Origin of the sequence: Motilimonas sp. E26 (assembly GCF_021278025.1) — a bacterium.
Lineage (GTDB): Bacteria > Pseudomonadota > Gammaproteobacteria > Enterobacterales > CBDFNC01 > Motilimonas.
Map to the genome: position 1 here is coordinate 1 of NZ_JAIBHJ010000001.1, position 15,333 is coordinate 15,333.

Below are 15,333 nucleotides of genomic sequence, written 5' to 3' on the forward strand. Positions count from 1 at the left end.
TCACTGGCGTTTGCTATAATGTGGCTGCCTATGTACTGCTGAACAAAATCTATACAGCAAAGATCAACAGACCCTAGGCATTGCTTATCAAAATTAGCATAAGACAAATTACAACCCGTAATATAAGCAGAACAAAAATACATTTTGTTAGAAACATGATTGACAAAGTTTGCCTGTGAGAAATTAGCACCTTTTAGATCACAGTCTCTCAATTCAAGACCAAAACAGTTTGCCCCTTGGAAATTCGCCATTGAAAGCATGCTATTCATAAATGAAGCATCTCGTAGGTCTGCATAGATAAAGTTACATCCTTCAAAATCATTCGGCTCAATAAATGTACAACTAATGAATTTAGCATCACGTAAATTCGCTCGATTAAAATTACAACCAAAAAATTTACAGTGAGAAAAATGGTGAGAGCTCAAGTCTTGGCCTGAAAAATCAATTTGATCATACGTTTTATGAGAATAATTCAATGTTGTAACCTCTTGATTAAGTAAGATTAAGACTAACATATGCAGCCATATTGGCAATAAAGTAAACCCACATAATAACAAATAGTTACACGCCACTAAAATAGCCAAAATAAGGCATCAAACAGGCCCTATAAGGCAAGGGAAATGAAATCAGCCTAAGCGGCAGGCTAGGGGAAAATTACACGCCGGATATGGCCGCGTAGAGCCGGAAAAATCAAAGAGGGTTATATAATTTATGGAATATAAAATTTACTGGACGATTTACGTTCACATTTGTAAATGTAAGTTGTTATGGGGCAGAAGCGAGTTAGTCGTCCCCTCGGATAAACTTCCTCACAGAGGGAAAGTGACAGACTTTTTGCAACCAACCAAACCCTGCTGTTTTCCTGTTGCAGTAAATTGTCACAAAAATTTTACCCTTGTGACTTATTAATGAAAACAAATGGTTGCGAGGGTTTTGCGGGGGCGTCTAGCCGCTGATTAATTCCGAGCATTGCAGCTTGCTTAAGCTGGTCTATTTTGAATGTTACGGCTTATTTCTGCCGAGGTGACAAGTGGCTTGTTTTAGTAAATGGCCGACTTGTTTAGGATCACTCTTTAGGAGCAGTAACATGCGAACAACACATAAGCTTTCCGATGCCTTAATTATGCTACACACACAAAAACAAACGAAGCGAGGGTGGCTGCAAACCTATGTCATCCCTCATTCGTCAGTGAAGGTGCTGCAAATATGCACCTCTACACCGCAACAAGACCAAACGATGTGTTGTTTAAGCTGTTACTTTAATCGAAAAACTTTTCGTAACGGGCAATGTTACGGAGAGATAGACCAAGAACATTTTGTTATTCATTAATGGCTGGATCAAAAACGCTCCAAACCGTGCATTGCACCATTTGGAGCGTGGTTTTATTTAAGTAAATAGTAAAACTATTAGCTACGGCTAGTTACTTCAAGTAGATGATAACCAAAATCGGTACGAACAGGGCCTTGTACCGTATTTACTGGCGCACTAAACACCACTTTATCAAACTCTGGAACCATCATACCTGGGCCAAATTCACCTAATTCACCACCTTGCGCGCCAGAAGGGCAAGATGAAAATTGCTTGGCCAAATCAGCAAAATCTGCGCCATTTTCAATTTGAGCTTTAAGCTCGTTACATTGTTGCTCTGTTTCTACTAGGATGTGTCTTGCTGATGCGAGTGCCATATATAATTCTCTTATGTTTGATTAATAACAATAAAAGTTTACCTGATGCTCGGTGAATTACCACCCCAGCAAGACGAGTTTCTGCCTTAAGCTTAACTCGGTTCAAATAAACATATTCAACCGTAGAGCATAAATAAGGCGCGGATTAACGCGCCCTGCAAGGAGTTGAACTGAGATGCGCTACCTAGCTGTTAGTTAGACTTTTTACAAAAACAGGTTAGGATTACAATACGAGTGCCATTTACTCGGCCTTCAATATGCTCAGGATTATCAGTTAAAGAGATGCCGCGTACCGCGGTGCCACGTTTAGCCGTAAAGTTTGCACCTTTTACTTCTAAGTCTTTGATTAAAGTGACCGTATCACCAGCTTGTAGCACCGCACCATTACTGTCGAGAGTCGGTTTTAAATTCTCATCTGGCATGCCCGACTTAGCCCACTCAAGTACGTCATCTTCTAGGTACAGCATGTCTAGCATGTCACGGGCCCAATCTGTTTCGCTGCTTAAGCGCTTAAGTTGACGCCATGCCATAACTTGTACCGCTGGAACTTGACTCCACATACTGTCATTTAGGCAGCGCCAATGGTTGGCATCAGTAATTTCACCTTGGTCTACTTGGCTTAAACAGTGGCTACATAATGTAATGTTGCGCTCACCTAAGTTGCTGGCCGGTGTTACTTCATAAACGGCTAAATCAGTTTCAGAGGCACATAAATCACATTGAGTATTCATAAATATTGATCCTTACTGGTCATAAAAGTCAGCATCACTGACTGAGTAAATATTATTTTATTTTTGGTATTGCTGTTGGTTGTAATGTTTGCGGCACACCGAAATGTACTTATCATTACCGCCTATTTGAATTTGTTCGCCTTGGGTAAGCACTTCACCTTCATCATTCACCCGTATCACCATATTTGCTTTACGGCCACAATGGCAAATCGTTTTTAGCTCTATCAGTTTATCTGCCCATGCCAATAGATAGTGGCTACCTGCAAATAACTCACCGACAAAATCGGTACGCAAGCCATAACACAAGGTTGGAATTTTTAATTCATCAACCACTTGCGTTAATTGTTTTACCTGCGCTTTTGACAAGAATTGGCTTTCATCAACCAATAAACAGTCAATTTTTCTAGTCTGATGCAGAGCGCTCACTTGTTGAAAAATATCCGTCGTATTATCAAAAATATGAGCGGTTTGACTTAAACCAATACGCGAACTAACTTTACCCACTTGGTCTCTGTCATCAATGGCGGCGGTAAAAATCTGGCTGTTTAAACCCCGTTCATAATAGTTGTATGCCGACTGTAATAAAGAAGTCGATTTACCCGCGTTCATGGTGGAATAATAAAAATACAACTGCGCCATAATGCTACCGTCAGTTTAAAAAGCGCGTATTCTACCGTGAATAGGCTGTTGGAAAAACTGATTCAGGGCAGGGAATAGGGATAAACTTTACCGTCGTGCTCAATTTGGTTAATCAAATTTGATTCCGCTGCTGATTTTTTCTGGCCAAAGCGATCAAAAGAGACTAATTCTTCGAGGGGCAATCGATTCGCCCAGCCTTTGCTTTGTAGCTCGGGTTGTTCGAAAAACTCACTCACATAGCCAACACATAAATAAGCGATTGGCACCACGTGCTCAGGAAGCCCAAGAATATCTTTCATTGCTTGTTCATCAATTATACTGACCCAACCAACACCTAAACCTTCTGCTCGCGCCGCTAACCAAAAATTTTGTACCGCGCATACCGTACTATATAAGTCCATGGTGGGAATGGCTGTTTTGCCTAATACCACTGGGCCGCCGCGCTCGCGATCACACGTAATGCACAAATTAATCGGTGCTTCTAAAATGCCTTGAAGCTTTAATGCGGGATAAAGTTCGCGTTTCTTTCCTTCAAATAATGACTCAGCATGTTGATTTGCTTTTACAAACTCAGCATGGATTTGTTGTTTCACGGTTTGAGATTGAATGACTAAAAAATCCCATGGCTGCATAAAGCCAACCGATGGCGCGTGATGGGCGGCGTACAACACTCGACTGAATATTTCATCGGGAATGGCAGTAGGTAAAAATTGTCCCCGTACATCGCGGCGGTTGAAGATGGCTTTGTAAACGCCTGATTTATGCTCAGCTGCAAAGGGGCCGTTGTCATTTTTCAAGTGTGAAGTCCTTATTTCTTACCAATGATTATTAGGTTCATTGTGCAGTTACCATTGAATGAGCAATTTTACCCTACAAAAGTGCGCATTTTTAAATGGATAACGATATAATGCGTCGATTATTGCAAACGAGTACAGAGCATGGCACAGACAGGTATTTTCAATTCATTACAGATAGTAAAAATGGTTCCATTTGGGATTTATTTAGACGCAGGTGATCTGGGTGAAGTGCTTTTGCCAAGTAAATTTGCCCCCGCTGATGTCAGTGTTGGCGATGTCATTGACGTGTTTCTTTATACTGATTCTGAAGACATGGTGATTGCCACAACACAAAAGCCTTTCGCTTGTGCTGGTGAGTTTGCTTATCTAAAAGTGGTTGCGAATACTCAGCCCGGAGCCTTTTTAGATTGGGGTTTAGAGAAAGATTTATTAGTGCCGTTTAATCAGCAACGTGTGCCCATGGAAGTAAATCGCAACTACGTGGTGTATGTTTATCGTGATGAGAAAACGCAACGTCTTGCCGCATCGACAAAACTGGATCGCTTTTTAGATAAAAAAGTACCGAAATTTAAGAAAAATGAAGCGGTTTCAGTGTTGATCGCGCAGCGTACAGATCTGGGTTACAAGGCCATCATCAACAGTACTTTTTGGGGCGTTATCTACACTAACGAAATTTTTAAACCTATCCGTGTTGGCCAAACGCACACCGCTTACATCAAGCAAGTGCGCAGCGACGGCCGAATCGATTTAAGTTTACAGCCGCCAACACATGAAATTGTTGATGAATTAAGTCAAGCAATACTCGAGCACCTAAAACGCAACGGCGGTAATAGCACCCTGAGTGATAAAAGTGATCCTGCAGTAATTTCTCAGCATTTTGGTGTCAGCAAAAATGCATTTAAGCGCGCCATTGGTGGGCTTTTTAAAGCAGGGCGAATTGCGCTAAGCAAAGAAGGCATGAAGTTACTTGATTAAGTATAATCAAATAAAAACAAAGAGTTAAATAGTTAAAAGGAGCCGAATGGCTCCTTTTTTATACTCACACTTTTTTCAAATTGCCTGAGCTCGATTTAATGGGAGCATAGCCGCGCCAAACGTTACGGCATCTTTGTTGGTAACCTTCCGGAATATTTTTTGAGAAGGTTAGCTTATAATGACGGCCTGATTTAACGGCGAATATGTCACCTGAAATCTGAGTTTGTCCGCTAAAAATACGCTCAATTTCTGTTTGAAAGTAAGCGGGAAACATACCGCGTTTAATTATTATCTGGCCATTTTTTACGTTAACCCAAATAGGGGCTGTGATCCTAAGTAGCATGGTTTATCCCTTTACTTCAGTAAACTTAGGATAAGAAAACTCGTAACCAGAAACAAGCAGCATTTACCGAAGATCCACTGATGTATAAATAGAAAGCGTGGCTAAATCACTATGACCAGCATTTTTCATTACTGTTTGCAGCGGCTGGTTTTGTGCAATGGCATGGGAAATACCAGTATGACGCAAAGAATGGATACTGAATCCCCGCAACTCTTGCGCTTCATATGGCCATTCTTCTTCCATTGCATTGGCTGTTTTATCAAACACATCATTAACAATGCCGCGAATTGCTTCAATTCCTAATTGTGAATCTAGCACGCCGGCGTCTCGGCCATGAGTGCCAGCTTGATGACGCGTAAATAACGGAATTTTTTCATCAGGTAAAGGCAACGGGCTCAAACCAAGAAATTCACGATATGCTTTTAAAGCAATCATCACAGGCTCAGGGCAGGGAATAATACGACTTTTTCCTCCTTTACTTTGTGGAATACTAAATACCCAAACGCCACTGCGGTGTTTTTTAAAATTGCTCATTAATGGCGTAAAACCGGGACGGGCAGCAATTTCGGATACCCGAGGATAAAGATAGTAGAGCAGGGTAAACAACAACTTCGTTCGCTGATGTTTGTTCGGGTCTTCCTCTACTAAATCATCTACTTGCGCCGTGACATATTGCCATTGCACTTCACTTAATGCTTTGTCGCCATCTTCAGACTCGGTAACGCGGGTATTATTTACATTAAGGCGGCGAAGTAAAACCGCCGCAGGATTTTTTTCTGCGTATTCAACATCTGCTAAAAATAGAAAAAAACCACTTAGTAATGAAAGTTGTGCTTTAAGGGTGGCAGTTTTACGAATATAGCCGCCAGCACCGCGCAGAACAAAAGGGCGCCACTTAGGGTTAACCTGCACGAGATCTGTGTTTTTATCGGTAATAAAATAAGGGTAAGAAGTTGGAGCCACTAACTCTTCTGGGGGATCATTACAAAAGTCGATGAATTTTCGCATCATGATTCGGTCAACTTGTTTCAAACTGATTTTCTGAACGAACCAGATCCAATTAAACAGCAGGTTGAGCTCACTGCGAATTGATTTGAAGTTGTTTGGGCTGTAGCGATTCTCGGCTAAATATTCAAAAGCTAAGTGATATGAATAACTGGCATCCTCAATCTGTCTATCTAACTGAGTCACTAATGTGTTGACATCCGCAAGGCCGCTATCAAGATCTTCGGCGTGGGGGAACAAAGGTATAAATTGGTGCTGTATTTCCATCAAATAAATGATCCGTATAATTAGCGTTATACGGATCATTTTAACTGTATATAAATACAGTTAAAAGTACATTCACGTAAAATAATGACTTTATACGATTTCTACGTCTAATCTCGGCTTGTATCCACAAGGTTGGCAGTAGATTATTATGTTAATAGACAGTATTACTGCTCTTTGTCGTCATTAAGCGATACCACAGGCAATGGAAATCACATTAAACTAACGGGCTCCCAACAAAATCGATGCAATCGCTTTGTTTGTGGGTGTTATTTGCTCTATATGATTATTATTAAGCCAATTTATAGGAGTTAATGTGATCTGTATTTTTTCGCGTTTCTATGTGAAATTTAATTAAGATTTAAGGTGAATACTCACATCTAGAAAAGACAATCGCGATAACTAAATGCAATGTTTACTTGCTAGATACCTAATCTCACGAACTTTAACCATAACTGCACGTTAGCTTGTGATTGAGAGTTGCTATTGAGAATTAAACAGATGATGTTCTGACATCAGCTAGATGCATGTTGCCGCAGCTATTTATAATACAGATTGGAAAGTTCAACGCGTCATCCACAAAGCACGTTAGCTAACAAAAATATTAAGGCACACCTAACATTTGTGACGGCGTGCATTTCATTATTAAAATTATTGTCACGAATGTTAATGTTCTTGGCGATGTATTTGAGCATGAAGTATTTAAGCCTTAGGTTTCACACGAATTCATCTTGTTGTGGAGCATTGTCACAGCAATGACAAGAGTGTTGAAATAAATGAGCAAGACATTTACAACTCAAACCACGACGATAACACCAATGCGATCGGTTAAACGCTAGTTAGAGATTTAACACTGGTAGAGCACTCATGGCATAAACTGTCTGAGCTACTGTGATTATCGACCCAAAACCCCGCACATATCTAACTGCGCATTATGTATATTATGTTAAATAGGTGGTAAATATTGGCATATCACCATACCTTAACCTCATATAAATCACTCGTTTACAATATCTTAGTCTCTGCGCATATTTGTATATCTGTATTGCCCTTTGGCTAACGTTTTGTTTTGATGATTATCTGTTGGCAATGGACAACGGTTTAATAAATACTAAACTAATCAATACTATAATATTCCATGTATTTTATTATCTGATCCCAGCACAAGCTCCCATTGGCTGTGAACTCTATTGTCGGAGCCATTATGAAATCAGCTGACCAGCCCATTAATGAAATTGAACGTGTTACCGCCTTGTATGAATATGACATTTTGGACACAGAGGCTGAGCGAGTGTTTGATGATTTAACTGAGTTAGCTTCGGAGATTTGCGAAACCCCGATTTCATTAATAAGTTTAGTGGATCCCAAACGGCAATGGTTCAAGTCTAAAGTTGGCTTAACTGCAAATGAAACTAGCCGAGACATTGCTTTTTGCGCCCATGCTATTTTACAAGACGATGTATTTGAAGTATCAAACTCGTTACAAGACGAACGCTTTTTTGATAACCCGCTAGTCACAGGCGGACCTGAGATCCGCTTTTATGCAGGTATGCCTCTGAAAACACCAAGCGGACATAATATTGGCACCTTATGTGTGATCAGTGATCAACCAAAAACATTATCCCACCACCAGAAAAAAGCGCTAACAATATTAGCTCGTGAGGTAATTTCACAACTTGAGTTACGTATTCAAAATAAAAAGCTCGCACTTGCGAATAATTTCAAAACACAATTTTTATCAAATATTTCACATGAAATACGAACGCCGCTCAATGCTATTATTGGATTGTCTGATTTATTGTTAAAAAGTGACTCAGTGAAAAATCTAAATAGTGAGCTGCTCGGTTACATCGATCAAATTTCCTTAAGTGGCGAGCAGTTACTTGGTATTGTTAACTCCGTGTTAGATATCGGCAAGATTGAAGCCGGTAAGATGGAGCTTGAGTGCGCAGCAACCAATATCTCAGAAGCGATACATAGCACCATCGCTTCACTAAAACCTTTTGCCCATAGAAAAGGCGTAACCATTTATCTTGATGAGTCATCTCATTGCCCTACTCTAGCCAGTCTTGACCGGACTAAGTTTTCTCAGGTATTAAGTAACATAGTTAATAATGCGATTAAATTTACACCTGTGCGTAAACAGGTACATATAAGATATTTTTATAAAAATAACACCTTACACCTGAGTGTTATTGATCAAGGTATTGGTATTTCAAGCGAACAGCAGAGCCTTTTATTCAATCGATACATGCAAGTTGGCCATGCAGCTCAAGAAGGAACAGGTCTTGGGCTTTATATTTGCAAGAGTTTAATCGATCTTATGGGAGGGCATATTTATCTTCATAGTGAAATTGGCCACGGCACACAAGTCGATATTACTATCCCTATTGTGCCCCTCAAGGATGAGCATTTTGAACCGCTGAATGACCATCAACTCACTAGCCGCACTGTTGAGCATATTTTGGTAGTTGAAGACAATAAAGTAAATCAAATGGTCTTAGTTGCTATTCTGGATAAATTACAGATCCGTAGCACGGTTGTTGACACTGGTGAGGCGGCTATTTTAGCGGCCAAACACACGAATTTCGATGTTATTTTAATGGATATAAACTTACCTGGCATTGATGGAATTCAAGCAACCATTGAACTTAAAGCCCTAAATTTCAAAGGAAAAATAATTGCTTTGACGGCTGATGTTTTCCGAAGTCATGATGATAAAGCCTTATTCAATGACTTTTTAACAAAGCCAATTCAAATTGATCATTTGCACAAAGCGCTAATGAGCTAGTTAGCCCAGTTTAGTGCTAAGAGTTACATACATGGCAATCGGTAACCAAACGAACTCCTTTTTCACCTATTCAAATGCACAGTGTTAGGCGGATTGATACCTTGTCACCTAATGAGCTTTATTTGCCTCTGCTTGTGCTACTAGCGTCGTAAACTGTGCATTTTTATGTAATGAAGAAAACACAACATCGTGTTGCAAAAACTTGCCTTTACTATAACCGTTATCAACAGCTTTTCTAAGGGATCGTAAAGCCATATTGTGGTCGTTTGCGCTGTATAATCGTGCCCGATACACATTAAGATGAGAAAGTTTTACCCCGTTATTATTGAGATGCGCTACTTGCTCTAGGCCTTGTTGCCTTATTTGCGCTGCCTCAACCGGACGATTTTCTTGCTCTAAGCTATATGCAAGACTCCCGTAATAAAAAGCACTGCTTAGCAAAAGTTGATCATATGAATGGCTAGCTGTATTCAACGCAGAACTAAGATTTTTTATTGCTAACTTATAATTACCTGCATACATAGCAGCTACACCATATATGGCTTGTATGGCAGGAGTTGCTTTTTGATCGGAATGTTTTTGTAGATAGTCTTGTACTAATGTAAGTAAGTGTTGTTGTTGACCTTGGGTTAAGTACACGGCTTCATAAGCTGAAAATGTTTGCATAATGGGCCTGCCATCGAGTTTTTTCAGTGCTGCCTTCGCCTCATTAAACAGACCAAGATTAGCTAAGTTTATACTCTGATAAACCCAAATTTGACGTTGATTTGGTGTTATTTCTAGTCTTTTTTTACCCCAGTGGTAAGCGATCTCACTCTGCCCAACTGCTGTTGCAGTAGCAATGGCTTGTTGTGAATAATAGTAAGGCATGGGTTCGCTTAATAGTGAATTAATAATCTCGATATTTTTTTTCAACTGGCCATTTTGTAAACCTATGATTGCCTTTAAAAATATCAATTCATTGCTTTTTACTGTTTTTTGCTGTGCATTAAGTAACGCTTGTTTAGCCTGATTTATTTCATACTCTGCTAAATAAGTTTTTATTACCATTAAGTGAGCGGCTAAGTTTGTTTGATCGCTGCTTAATACTGTCTTTGCGCTGCGCCTGGCTTCTGCGTAGTCATGGGCATAAAACTGAATTTCACTCAGCCCTAATAATGAATCAGCCAGCTCTGGGGTCAGGCTTAAAGATCGATACAAGTGTTTTTTTGCTAACTTTAACCACATTGGATCATCGTCTTCACCAATGTATCTTTCGAGATAAAGAGCAGATAGAGCCGAGTACGCACGACTATGTTGGTCGTCAATAGTGATGGCTAGTAATAAAAGATCAATGGCTTTCGCGACTGCTTCTGGAGAGTGCCTTCGTGCTAAGCTTTGGGCTTTTTGGTATAAATCTTCGGCACTTTTGACGATGATCTCTTCATTGTTTAATTGTGTAAACATTTCTCTCAACAATGACAGCTGAACTTGCTCCAGCTGCTCTCGTGATACGTCGCTCCCACCGGACCATATTTGAATCCCATCTCTACCTCTAATTAATGATATTTCTATGTGGTATTTACCTGAATAAAGGCCATCAACCTGGCCCTCTATCAGGTAATCTGCTGCAAGCTTTTCAGCTATTTCGGTTGCCGACAGATCTTTTTTCGCAAGTGCTGCTGTTGAGGTGTGCGACACGATACGTAGGTTTGTAGAGCGGGTTAACAAGTAACTTAAATTCCAGGCGCTAGCCTCAGCTAAACCGCGCTGTCCTTGGAGTGCAATATTATTAGTAAAAGGTAATATTGCTATTGTATGGGGCTTCGAAACAGTACTGCTATGATAGAAAAAATTAATAATAAACAAACATATAGCAGATAGCGAAACGACAACCAGTAAACTTTTCCAGTCATTTAATAATGTGCATTTAATGTGGTCGCTTTTTTCGTTAGGCTCTGTCTCAGTAGCCTCACATTTTACTAAAGGAGTATCGCAAGGACTTGTTTCATTAACATGCTGTGCTACTTTTTCCACATATTGGTTAACCTTGGCAATAAATTTGTAGCCTTTTTTCGGCACTGTACTAATGTAGCGAGGATCACTGGCCTTATCAGATAAGGCTTTTCTTAGCTGAGCAATGGTTTGATAGATAGAAGAGTCTGTAACAATTCGATTTTGCCAAACTTGTTCAAGTAATTCGTCAGTGCTGATAACCTGTCCGGGTCGCTGGCAGAAATAGAGTAACAATGCCATCACTTTAGGTTCAATTGTTTTTTGCTGTTGTTGATTGATAATTTTATTTTCGCTGGCAACAACTACCCAGTCGCCTACCTTGTATTGCATAACCATCCTTTACACCGCTAACCAATTTCAGTTAGCTGCGTTAACTACTGAGAAAATCCCTACTCACTTTTTCGCCTTGCTCCACTCCATGGCATTTGTACGTTAGTGTTGTGATATTTTAAAGTCAGACATTGTTAATTAGCTCCTCTCAACGGCGAGCTTTACTTTTTTTTTACAATTAAGTTCATTATGTCCTAGTTAGATAAAAAACACCTAATGGATTTCTCAGTTCCTTCTGATCATTACCTTTAAGCTATTGTTTTTAATATTTATAAATCATTCAGATAACGCTTATGTTTCTGTTAAGATTTATAACATTTTACTCAATATTATGCCTCTCGTTTACCACGTAAACATATCAATTTAACTTTTAACGGATTCAAAAGTTAACCGTAACCAAGGATGAGTAGACTTAAGGTATAAAAATATGTCGGCTCAAAATGTTCACCAACGAAAACAGCTCAGTGTCATTATTCCTACTTACAACCGAGCAGAGCTGTTAAGGCACACACTTATTTCTTTGCAGTACCAATCGCTTTCGACTGAATTTTTCGAAGTTATTGTGGTTGACGATGGTTCAGTGGATCACAGTGAAGCAGTATGTCATGATTTTTCATCGGTTCTAGATATTAAATATTTTCATCAACAAGATAAAGGGTTCCGTGCTGGTAAAGCACGCAACATTGGCGCTGCTATTGCCGAGGGCGATTACTTAGTTTTTATCGATACTAGTGTTGTCCTTGCCAGCCATGCGCTTGCTCATCATTTAGCAACCCATCAGTCATCCCCTACTCCTATCAATATTATTGGTTATGTTTATGCCTTTGGCTTACGTGGTAATGACGTAGAGCCAGTGATCCCTATGATGAGTAGTGATAATGCCGATGCAAGCTTGGCCTATCTTAAAGATATTTCAGCCCTTGATCAAAGAGAGCCGCAATACCAATTAATGGGCTCTGATTTAAGCCGCTGGCCGGCCGCTTTTGATATTTTTTGGACCTGCCATGTCTCTGTTGAGCGCAAATTATTTATTCAAGTGGGTGGCTTTGATGAAAGTTTTACCTCATGGGGCGGGGAAGATGTCGACCTTGGCATTCGTTTATTTAAAGCCGGCAGTCAGTTTTATTTAGATCGTGATATTTGTTCGTTTCATTGGCCTCACCCAGAAGAAGGTGAAGATAACAAAAATGAGCAAGGTGTTCATATTGCACAAGATTTACATAAAAAATACCAACTATGGGAAACCAGCTTTTACGGCGATCTCTATGGTGAGCCCAATATGTCATTAAATGAAGTGATTGCGCGTTTTGGTGGCCGCTCACAACTGGAGTTGGTAGGTTAATATGGCTAATTATCAGTACCACTTTGTTTCTCGTCCCGATCAGATGAGTGAGAACATTGATTTACTCTTGAATAAATTTCGTCAAGCTAAGATAAAACTCGGGCAGCTCGGTTATATTTCTGGTATCCCGCGTATTGCCTTTAGCCAAATCACCGATGAAGGGTTGCCTGACAACCCAATAAATTTAGCTGACTTTTATGAGGCAATCGAGATAGGTAATCATTGTTATCTTGAGTCTAGCTGCACTCCGGCCTTTCACAGCCAAGCGGTTAAGCTTACGGTTGTAAAGTGTAACCAAGGCGCCAGTGGCACAATAAAAATTGGTAATAATGTGCAGCTGCAAGGCACGGCAATTGTTGCTTATGACAATGTCACAATTGGCAATAACGTCGTGTTTGGTCCAATGGTCACAGTGATGGATTGCAGTGGCCATACCCTCACAGGCCGCGGTCAAGCCGGTGAGGTAGCTAAGCTTAGTCCAAAAGCAGTAAACATAGGTGATAACGTTTGGATTGGTGCTAACGTGATGATTTTAAAGGGCGTTACCATAGGTGCGAATGCAATCATCGGTGCTGGTAGCGTGGTCTATCAATCTATTCCTGAGAACGCGATTGCGTTAGGTAACCCTGCCAACATTGTTAAACATATCAGTCCTGATTACATTAAGGCCGCATCGTGATGGAATTTATCAATCAAATAGGCTGGTTTATTAGGCTACACAAATGGCGTTATTTATTGATTTTTATGGCGATAGTGGCTGCGTCAGTATGCAGCTTAATCCCGCCGTTATTAATTGCCAGTCTTGTTGATCAACTGGCTAAAGCGCAAAGCTTTGACCTGCTAAACCTTTGGCCAACAGTATTGCAGCTAGTCGCCTTAGCCATTAGTACTTATCTGTTGCGTTTTTTCTGGCGCTATTATTTGTTTGGCAGTGCGCTAGAGTTAGAGCGCAACTTAATGGTGCAGCTTTACAGCCATTGTTGTCGTATGCCTGGCCCATTTTTCCAGCGTCATTCAAGTGCAAAATTACTTAATCACCTTAACTCAGATGTTAACGCGGTAAGTCAAGGGGTTGGCAATGGGGTTATATTCTTTGTTGATGCCTTTGTTATGTCAAGCCTAGTATTAGTTGTGCTGGCAACACAAATAAGCTGGCTGCTGACCTTAGTGGTATTGCTACCCTTGCCTATCCTTGCGCTCTCGATCAAACGCTACGGCCAACAAATGCAATCACGGATCCAACAATCACAGCATCAACTCAGTCTGTTCTATCAACAAGTACAGCAAACCGTTAATGGCATTAGTGTTATCAAAGGCCATGCTTGCCAAGGTGTTTCACAGCAGCAATTTGATCATCAGTTAGCGCAGTTAACCCAAGCTAATATTGAACAAGCCCGCGTTGAAGCTAAATACGAGCCGACAACGGCCATGGTCGCTGCGGGAAGTTTCTTTCTTACCCTAAGTGTCGGCAGCCTTTTAGTGGCGCAGCAGCAGATTACCTTGGGTGAGCTACTTGCCTTCAATCTTTATTTGGGCTATTTAATATGGCCAATGAATGCCTTTGGCTTTTTGTTTAGTACCTTAACCATGGCCAGTGTATCAATGAAGCGTATCGAGCAAGTGCTTAACGACGATCAGTTAGGTTATGCACACCAAGCGCCAACGGTGCCCACTAAACAGACAACCTTGATAAAATTAGATGTTGATTACTTTTCTCATCATAATCATCAAGTTGCCAATGAAGATTCTTTTGATGAACCCGACCAAGCTGCGCTTTTATTTAAAGACGTGCACTTTTCGGCGCAGCGTGGCCAAATTCAAGCAATTGTTGGCCCTGTTGCGTGCGGCAAGTCCAGTTTGCTACGCTTGCTGTTAGGCTCAAGCACGATTGAATCCGTGCAGCGTTCATTGCACCCAGATACCAATATTGCTTACGTGCCACAAGATTGCGCCTTGTTTACAGGAACTATTCGGGAAAACATTGCTCTTGGTGACCCCGATGCCAGCCTTAAACGAATCAAGTTTGCTGCTAATTTAGCTTGCCTAAGTAAAGATATCGACACTTTTCCGTTGGGTTATGATACGCAAGTAGGCGAGAATGGCAGTCAATTATCAGGGGGACAAAAGCAACGGCTCGCCATTGCTAGAGCATTACTGACTCAAGCAGACATTTTACTGTTAGACGACAGCTTATCAGCCCTCGATAACGCCACCTGTAGCCAACTTCTGTTCAATCTTAAATGCTGGATGGCGGGCACCAAGACTGTCATTTTAGCATCTAGCCGGTTTGACTTACTCAGTCAGGCTGACAGGGTGTTATTATTGCGCCCAGAGCACCAACCCTTATATCTACCCCATTCAGAATTACTCACTCGAGATAGCTGGTATCAGCAACAATATCAACATGGTCGTTCGACTGAAGGGAGTCATTAATC

At 40.6% G+C, this 15,333-nt stretch carries 14 protein-coding genes; 6 read left to right on the forward strand and 8 right to left on the reverse strand.

Going from position 1 to position 15,333, the window contains the following annotated elements:
• Positions 1-476 (reverse strand): pentapeptide repeat-containing protein (locus K1M91_RS00005; protein ID WP_232799755.1); only part of this gene is annotated, 476 nt, incomplete at its 3' end.
• Between the two features lie 611 nt (positions 477-1,087).
• On the opposite strand from K1M91_RS00005, the gene K1M91_RS00010 reads away from it, so the two are divergent.
• Positions 1,088-1,330 (forward strand): hypothetical protein, encoded by a 243-nt coding sequence (locus K1M91_RS00010; protein ID WP_232799506.1) that lies wholly within the window; start codon positions 1,088-1,090, stop codon positions 1,328-1,330.
• 77 nt (positions 1,331-1,407) lie between these two features.
• Here the strand turns inward: K1M91_RS00010 and K1M91_RS00015 are convergent, their stop codons facing one another.
• From K1M91_RS00015 to bluB, 4 genes are all read right to left on the reverse strand, one after another.
• Positions 1,408-1,686, reverse strand: coding sequence for a peptidylprolyl isomerase (locus K1M91_RS00015; protein WP_232799507.1), 279 nt, complete (start codon positions 1,684-1,686; stop codon positions 1,408-1,410).
• A 191-nt stretch (positions 1,687-1,877) separates the two neighbouring features.
• Positions 1,878-2,417, reverse strand: coding sequence for an alkylphosphonate utilization protein (locus K1M91_RS00020; protein ID WP_232799508.1), 540 nt, complete (start codon positions 2,415-2,417; stop codon positions 1,878-1,880).
• Between the two features lie 57 nt (positions 2,418-2,474).
• Positions 2,475-3,056 (reverse strand): thymidine kinase, encoded by a 582-nt coding sequence (locus K1M91_RS00025; protein WP_232799509.1) that lies wholly within the window; start codon positions 3,054-3,056, stop codon positions 2,475-2,477.
• A 62-nt stretch (positions 3,057-3,118) separates the two neighbouring features.
• Positions 3,119-3,853 carry a 5,6-dimethylbenzimidazole synthase gene (gene bluB, locus K1M91_RS00030; protein WP_232799510.1) on the reverse strand — a complete coding sequence of 245 codons (735 nt, stop codon included), beginning with the start codon at positions 3,851-3,853 and terminating at the stop codon, positions 3,119-3,121.
• 141 nt (positions 3,854-3,994) lie between these two features.
• On the opposite strand from bluB, the gene K1M91_RS00035 reads away from it, so the two are divergent.
• Positions 3,995-4,828 carry a S1-like domain-containing RNA-binding protein gene (locus K1M91_RS00035; protein ID WP_232799511.1) on the forward strand — a complete coding sequence of 278 codons (834 nt, stop codon included), beginning with the start codon at positions 3,995-3,997 and terminating at the stop codon, positions 4,826-4,828.
• Between the two features lie 64 nt (positions 4,829-4,892).
• Here K1M91_RS00035 and K1M91_RS00040 read toward each other — a convergent pair whose 3' ends face one another.
• Both K1M91_RS00040 and K1M91_RS00045 read right to left on the reverse strand, forming a co-directional pair.
• Positions 4,893-5,171: a DUF3634 family protein gene (locus tag K1M91_RS00040; RefSeq protein ID WP_232799512.1), complete on the reverse strand. Its 279-nt coding sequence runs from the start codon at positions 5,169-5,171 to the stop codon at positions 4,893-4,895.
• Positions 5,172-5,234: 63 nt separating this feature from the next.
• The gene (locus K1M91_RS00045; protein WP_232799513.1) at positions 5,235-6,443 is read right to left on the reverse strand and encodes a site-specific integrase; all 1,209 of its coding nucleotides are present in this window, start codon (positions 6,441-6,443) and stop codon (positions 5,235-5,237) included.
• Positions 6,444-7,731: 1,288 nt separating this feature from the next.
• On the opposite strand from K1M91_RS00045, the gene K1M91_RS00050 reads away from it, so the two are divergent.
• A complete protein-coding gene (locus K1M91_RS00050) occupies positions 7,732-9,231 on the forward strand; it encodes a GAF domain-containing hybrid sensor histidine kinase/response regulator (RefSeq protein ID WP_232799514.1) in 1,500 nt (499 codons plus the stop codon).
• 108 nt (positions 9,232-9,339) lie between these two features.
• On the opposite strand, the gene K1M91_RS00055 is transcribed toward K1M91_RS00050, so the two are convergent.
• The gene (locus K1M91_RS00055; RefSeq protein ID WP_232799515.1) at positions 9,340-11,556 is read right to left on the reverse strand and encodes a winged helix-turn-helix domain-containing protein; all 2,217 of its coding nucleotides are present in this window, start codon (positions 11,554-11,556) and stop codon (positions 9,340-9,342) included.
• A gap of 427 nt (positions 11,557-11,983) precedes the next feature.
• On the opposite strand from K1M91_RS00055, the gene K1M91_RS00060 reads away from it, so the two are divergent.
• Genes K1M91_RS00060 through K1M91_RS00070 form a run of 3 tightly spaced genes read left to right on the forward strand, consistent with a single transcriptional unit; the run spans position 11,984 to position 15,331 of the window.
• Positions 11,984-12,898, forward strand: a complete 915-nt coding sequence (locus tag K1M91_RS00060) for a glycosyltransferase (protein ID WP_232799516.1) — start codon at positions 11,984-11,986, stop codon at positions 12,896-12,898.
• A 1-nt stretch (position 12,899) separates the two neighbouring features.
• On the forward strand, positions 12,900-13,577 hold the full coding sequence (locus tag K1M91_RS00065) for an acyltransferase (RefSeq protein ID WP_232799517.1): 678 nt from the start codon (positions 12,900-12,902) through the stop codon (positions 13,575-13,577).
• The gene (locus tag K1M91_RS00070; protein WP_232799518.1) at positions 13,577-15,331 is read left to right on the forward strand and encodes an ABC transporter transmembrane domain-containing protein; all 1,755 of its coding nucleotides are present in this window, start codon (positions 13,577-13,579) and stop codon (positions 15,329-15,331) included. The genes K1M91_RS00065 and K1M91_RS00070 overlap by 1 nt, the downstream gene beginning before the upstream one ends.
• Positions 15,332-15,333: the final 2 nt, after the last annotated feature.

Excerpts from the sequence above, each read along its gene's own strand:
- K1M91_RS00010 (WP_232799506.1), top strand. The coding sequence starts at position 1,088 with ATGCGAACAACACATAAGCTTTCCGATGCCTTAATTATGCTACACACA.
- K1M91_RS00015 (WP_232799507.1), bottom strand. The coding sequence starts at position 1,686 with ATGGCACTCGCATCAGCAAGACACATCCTAGTAGAAACAGAGCAACAA.
- K1M91_RS00020 (WP_232799508.1), bottom strand. The coding sequence starts at position 2,417 with ATGAATACTCAATGTGATTTATGTGCCTCTGAAACTGATTTAGCCGTT.
- K1M91_RS00025 (WP_232799509.1), bottom strand. The coding sequence starts at position 3,056 with ATGGCGCAGTTGTATTTTTATTATTCCACCATGAACGCGGGTAAATCG.
- K1M91_RS00035 (WP_232799511.1), top strand. The coding sequence starts at position 3,995 with ATGGCACAGACAGGTATTTTCAATTCATTACAGATAGTAAAAATGGTT.
- K1M91_RS00040 (WP_232799512.1), bottom strand. The coding sequence starts at position 5,171 with ATGCTACTTAGGATCACAGCCCCTATTTGGGTTAACGTAAAAAATGGC.
- K1M91_RS00045 (WP_232799513.1), bottom strand. The coding sequence starts at position 6,443 with ATGGAAATACAGCACCAATTTATACCTTTGTTCCCCCACGCCGAAGAT.
- K1M91_RS00055 (WP_232799515.1), bottom strand. The coding sequence starts at position 11,556 with ATGCAATACAAGGTAGGCGACTGGGTAGTTGTTGCCAGCGAAAATAAA.
- K1M91_RS00060 (WP_232799516.1), top strand. The coding sequence starts at position 11,984 with ATGTCGGCTCAAAATGTTCACCAACGAAAACAGCTCAGTGTCATTATT.
- K1M91_RS00065 (WP_232799517.1), top strand. The coding sequence starts at position 12,900 with ATGGCTAATTATCAGTACCACTTTGTTTCTCGTCCCGATCAGATGAGT.
- K1M91_RS00070 (WP_232799518.1), top strand. The coding sequence starts at position 13,577 with ATGGAATTTATCAATCAAATAGGCTGGTTTATTAGGCTACACAAATGG.